Source organism: Streptomyces sp. NPDC005533 (assembly GCF_042871845.1).
In the GTDB taxonomy this organism is placed as follows: Bacteria; Actinomycetota; Actinomycetes; order Streptomycetales; family Streptomycetaceae; genus Streptomyces.
Map to the genome: position 1 here is coordinate 1 of NZ_JBIAJH010000119.1, position 5,090 is coordinate 5,090.

At 66.2% G+C, this 5,090-nt stretch carries 4 protein-coding genes; 1 reads left to right on the plus strand and 3 read right to left on the minus strand.

The features are described from left to right. Positions 1 to 327 precede the first annotated feature (327 nt). The 3 genes from ACFYP3_RS36925 to ACFYP3_RS36935 form a co-directional block, all read right to left on the minus strand. Entirely contained in the window at positions 328 to 1,041 is a 714-nt protein-coding gene (locus ACFYP3_RS36925) for a hypothetical protein (RefSeq protein ID WP_388842432.1), read from the minus strand. Between the two features lie 1,502 nt (positions 1,042 to 2,543). Next, on the minus strand, positions 2,544 to 3,011 hold the full coding sequence (locus ACFYP3_RS36930) for a hypothetical protein (RefSeq protein ID WP_388842434.1): 468 nt from the start codon (positions 3,009 to 3,011) through the stop codon (positions 2,544 to 2,546). A gap of 242 nt (positions 3,012 to 3,253) precedes the next feature. Continuing rightward, entirely contained in the window at positions 3,254 to 3,670 is a 417-nt protein-coding gene (locus tag ACFYP3_RS36935) for a hypothetical protein (RefSeq protein WP_388842436.1), read from the minus strand. 747 nt (positions 3,671 to 4,417) lie between these two features. Here ACFYP3_RS36935 and ACFYP3_RS36940 point away from each other — a divergent pair. Continuing rightward, on the plus strand, positions 4,418 to 4,720 hold the full coding sequence (locus ACFYP3_RS36940) for a hypothetical protein (RefSeq protein ID WP_388842438.1): 303 nt from the start codon (positions 4,418 to 4,420) through the stop codon (positions 4,718 to 4,720). The last annotated feature ends 370 nt before the right edge of the window (positions 4,721 to 5,090 follow it).

Sequence of the window (5,090 nt, forward strand, 5' to 3'; positions counted from 1 at the left end):
GCGATCTCCCACAGCCCGTCTGGAACAATCCAACTCCACGTGCCCCGCCCCATACCGACGTCAACGACGCCTCACCACATAGGACACGGTCTTAAGGAGAACGCCGTGTCCCTTCCCCGCCAGCGAGGACTCGCCGAACAGGCCGCCACCGCCGCTGTCCAGGCATTCATGACCCGGCGGAAGCCCGCGGCGAACTCCGGCGCTCCGCACCTCCGGGCCAAAGATCGCTTTCACCCCTGGGAGAAGCCGGGGGTACCCAGCGAAGATCAGGGGGGGGTGAATCGTGCCGGTGCGCGCAGAGGGTAGTTGCGCCGCGGGGGCAAATGCCTACAAAGCGGCGACGTAATGGTAGTTGCCGGGGCCAACAGTGGCTTCCAGAGTCCGGACGACGGCGCTCGGATTGTCGTGGGGCCCGGCGAAGTAAAACGGTGTGCCGTCGCGTCCGAAGCGGATCGGCGCAGGAATGTCCGGGGTGCCGAGGTACGGGGCGACGTCTGCGTAGTCGGGGGCGGGCTCGAAGCCGAGAGCGTGGGCGTAGGCGACCGCGCCGTGGACGAGGTTCTGGGCGAGGTCGATCGGGGCGGGGAGGGCCGGGGCGTCGAACGCGGCGAAGTAGTCGCGGCTGTAGGTGGTGAGGGAGCCGGAGCCCATGACGACCGGGCCAAGAGCGTCCTTGACGCCCAGGCAGTACAGGTCGACCAGGAATCCGCACACGCTCGCGCGGCTGGCCCGTTCCTGGCGGGCGATCAGAACCTTGGCCAGGCCCCCGGTGGCGGGATCGGTCGCCCCCATCGGGTCGGCGGCGGCCCACTGGGGCGGGGCGTCGTCCAGGCCCAGGCCAGCACTCCAGCCTGGGCTGATCCAGCATCCCAGCAGGGCCCGGCTGGCCGGGTCGGCGTGGGTCTGCTGAAGCGAGGCGATCTGGCGTACCAGTGGGGCGACGGCGGACGGCCGCAGCCCGAGCGCTTTGGCGATTCGCTTGGGCGAGCTGCCACGCTCATGCATCTCCCGGACCCGGTCAAGGAGTTCTTCATCGTTCACCAGCCCATTGTGACAGGCCATGTGCAGCGGCCTCAGCTTTCCGGACAAACCCGGCGAAGACGCAGCCCGCGCCGCCTCTCGGCTCAGCCGTACCGGGGCGAGTGCCTGGGGTCCGCACATGCGATCGTCGCCGGCGGGTAGCCCCAGATCCGCAGCGAACTCGGCCCCTCCACCTGGGCGTCTTCACAGGCCCAGCCGGCACCCTCGGCCAGTTCACCGTTCTTTCCGGGCACAGCTCGACGTACTCGCCAAGCTGAGGATTCTCACCCCGAAGAAGGTCGTCTAGGGCAGCCCCCATCCCCCCTGCCCAGCAGCCCTACCCTCACATTGGGAAACGCCTCCAAGCCGAGTGCGCCACGTTTCCCCAGGTCAGACTAGCAATCGGGTCGATAGCACAGCGAATTATGCGGAACCCTGGGGTGACGGTGCCGACGGTGGTGGGGCTTCCCGGATCATTGCCTTCCGTCGAGGCGGCCTGGTTTTGGGGACCTGCGTCTGTCCGACAGCATCGAGTGATCCGACAGGGCTGCCCAGTCTCCAGATGTCCGCCGCGCAGTTGTCGCACGCGGACACTGTCGCCCGTACGGCCCCGGTTCGGCGCTGCCGGCGGCGTGGGTGGCGAGGACGTCACCCGCCAGGATCTGTCGGGGCCCTGCTTGGTCGCGTGCACCCAGGTGGTGCGCTGTTACTGCGAGGACGATGATGGTTCGCCGGGCACGCCGTGCCCGGGAGTTCTATAGAGAGTCTGCTTCGCTGTGGGACAGCCGGGCTTCCAGAGCCACCCGCAGGGTCTCGCCGACGAACTCCATCCGGTTCAGCGACCTCACGGAGGCCAGCACAAGCGTGAGTCCGTGCATAGGTGCCCGCCCGCGCGCATCAGCCCCGCCTGCGCTCCAGCACCGTGTCCCGGAGCTGTTTCTCCAGGCCATGGGCGAGCAGACGCGAGCGGAAGTCTCCCAGGCGGTGAAGTTGAACCCCGGATCATCCAGCTGGACGCCGAGCAGGGTTTCCAGTTCCTCCTGGCCCTGACCTGGTCGGCTGCCTGCCGGTCCGACAAGCCCTCTCGGCGTAATGCAACACCAGCCCCAGCGCGCCGGGCGACACTGCCGGGCGGCCACGCGGCGTGAACGCCGCGGCGAAGGCCTCATCCTCGAACACCGGCCCCAGCACCTCCCGACCCCGAACGGCCAGCGTTGCCTTCAAGAACGCCGCCCGCACCACCCACGCAGTCAGCTCCGGCACCCCACCCACCGGCCGCGGCTCCTACGACACCAGCCCCACCCTCCTGCAAGCACTGCAACAGGGAGATCAACTACTCATCCCGCCCGAATCGCAGATTTCCCAACGAAGTCCTTTAGGAAGGGGAGCGGAAGTCAAGCAACCAGCAGGGCCCCGGGCCTCCGGCAGCGTCGATTGGAATCAACACCGCTAGCGGCCGGGGTCCTGTTGCCTCCACCCTACTCCGGATTCGCTGGCACCCCCGTTTAGGATTACAGGCCGGGTCAGGTATTCCTGTCGATGATGTAGGTGTTCCCGGTCACGTCGCTGTGGACCCTCATCTGCACGACAAAGCGCGAATCACCCGATCCCTCACACAGCACCATCGTGCTCTGATAGGCGTTGTACCAGGTGATCGGAAATATTGCTCCCCATTTGATGGTGTAGCCGTCTCCTCCGGAGGTGCCGGTATCGCTGAGGACGTAGGTATACCGGCGCACGGGGCGGTGGCCGGTCTCCTCACTGGAGACGGAGGGTTCGGGGAATCCTTCACGGAAAGCAACGGTCATGGTGACACCGCCGACGGTGGCGCTCCCCTGGAATCCGTCAATACGTTGCTTAACCTCTGTCCCACAGGGTTCAGAAGCTGCTCGGGCCTGCGCCGGTGCTGCTGTGAGCAGAACTGATATCGCAGTCAGTGCTGCTGCGGCCACGGCTGTGCTGCGTGTGCCGGAAAGCAGGCGAATAGCCACGTGAAATCCTTTCCTTGTCGTCGGAGAGACCCGCTTGTTCGCCGACCCGGTCTCGCCGGGGAGGCAGTGACCGGCGGCTGCGTCTTCGCCACACTTGGACAAATACGCTCGCAGTCCGCCATCCCGGACCGCCCCGAGCACCTTCTAACGCAAAGCAGGGCAGGGGCAGATGGGCATGCCGGCGCCCCTCTCTGCCGTCGGCATGGGGGGCGCCCCTGGCCGACGGGACGGGTGCGCCTGGATCAGCTAACGGCAGCGGCGCCGGGGGCCGGGCAGGCTGCCTCTCTATCGATCCTGATGTGGGTCACGGTCATCGAAGGCGCGCCAAGCCAGAACCATGAATTTGGGTTAACACATTGATCGTAAACTTTCCCGCCGAAGGTGAAGCGGATGTATGCGCGGTTACGGTTGCTCGCATTCCGACCGACGCGGGCTCCGTAGGCGCCGGGACCCAGTTTCTGGTAGCGGTTGGTGATTGTCCGATACTTCGCCGTCGGGGTCGCCTGACTGTAGTCCTCATACGTTTCATAAAAGCAGAAGTGCGGCGTTTTGCAGCCTCTGAAATCGTCTGCGTGAGCAGCGGGAACTGTCCCGATTGTCGCGGCTGCTGAAGCGGCGGCCACCAGACTGGCAGTCAATATTTTTCGCACGGTTCGCATGTATTCATAATCGCGATCCGACTTCTGGATGTGTAGTGAAGATTAAGTCAATCATGGGCACGTCAGGCGCGAGGTTTCCAGCCAGAGGCCCGCCTGCGGCTACTGCCCGCCGGCCGTTTCCCCGGGTGGCCCTTGGGCGCCCGGAGCGTTCAAGCGGCCCGGGTAACCGGGGCGTGCCTCGCTCCCGGGCATGAGCCCTTTGGGTAATCAAGGTCAGCATCACGCCAATCCGAATAAGGGGCTGAATATCATTTATTGGCCATATGTGCGATGCAATCCCTGTTCCGGCTGCCACGTTGCATCCGGCAACTCCGAAGAGCGTGGGAGGTCCTGCAGCGCCCCTGGGAAGCAGAAGTGCAGGTGCTTATGTACGCAGCGGAGCCCCGACGCGGGCGGATGCAGCGCCGGGGACGGACGTGGAATCGGAGGCCTGCCCAGGTCGCGACCACGTCGCGCCTGGATGAGGCCGCTGCGCAAGGCCCGAGCAGGGCTCCTCGGCCCGGACCGGCCGCTCGGCCACCGACGCGCCGCTGGCGACCTTGCCCGCGCAGGCGGCTGGGCCCTGGTACTGTCCGCGCTGCGGCAGGAAGCGCACGCCGCGAGCCTGACGGCCGTACCCCACGACGGTCATGCTTCAGGTGAAGGACACCCGGGCCATCGTGCCTGAGGGGCGGTCCCGTCGCTGGATCAGTCCATCCGCGTCATCGACTCTGCGGGGCGTGTGGGGGCCTGGAGCGGAGATCGATCATGCCGAAGGCCGGTGCCAGCGGGGCCAAGAGCCGAGCCCGCAGGACGCAGCAGGCAACCAGCACCATCCTCCTGCCTCACGATGCAACGAAGGGCCAGGGCCAACTCGTCGAGCAGCGCACGCCCTGGAGCGAGCGCGAGCCGGGCAACTCTTGCGGCAACGATGCCCCGCTGCGCGAGGCAGTCGAGACTGGCCGGCGCCACTTCGACATTGTCGTCTTGATGGGCCGGGGGTACTTCCCGCGAGAGCATCTCGTCGACGACATCGTCGTCCTGGCTCATACCGAGGGATTCCCGACCTAAGAGGTCGGCAAGGCCTCGACGCCCGAACTGAACGTGTTTCTCTGTCGCGTGAACAGAGCGCCGCGCTCCTGCGTGACCGCCACCTGCGCTTCTTGCTGCACCCCGCGGGTCTCCTGGGCATGATCACAAATGTCTTCACCGTGAGCGTCGTCCACCGAAGCCCGAACCAGGGAGTCGGCTACCGTCGGAGAGTGGCCTTCACAGGCCGTTCCAGCAGGCGGGCGACAACGGTGTCGGGCTGGTCCGTGGTGACGAGTTCGACGGGCTTCTCCAGCCTTAGACCGTGTCCTATGTGGTGAGGCGTCGTTGACGTCGGTATGGGGCGGGGCACGTGGAGTTGGATTGTTCCAGACGGGCTGTGGGAGATCGC

Excerpts from the sequence above, each read along its gene's own strand:
- ACFYP3_RS36935 (WP_388842436.1), bottom strand. The coding sequence starts at position 3,670 with ATGCGAACCGTGCGAAAAATATTGACTGCCAGTCTGGTGGCCGCCGCT.
- ACFYP3_RS36940 (WP_388842438.1), top strand. The coding sequence starts at position 4,418 with ATGCCGAAGGCCGGTGCCAGCGGGGCCAAGAGCCGAGCCCGCAGGACG.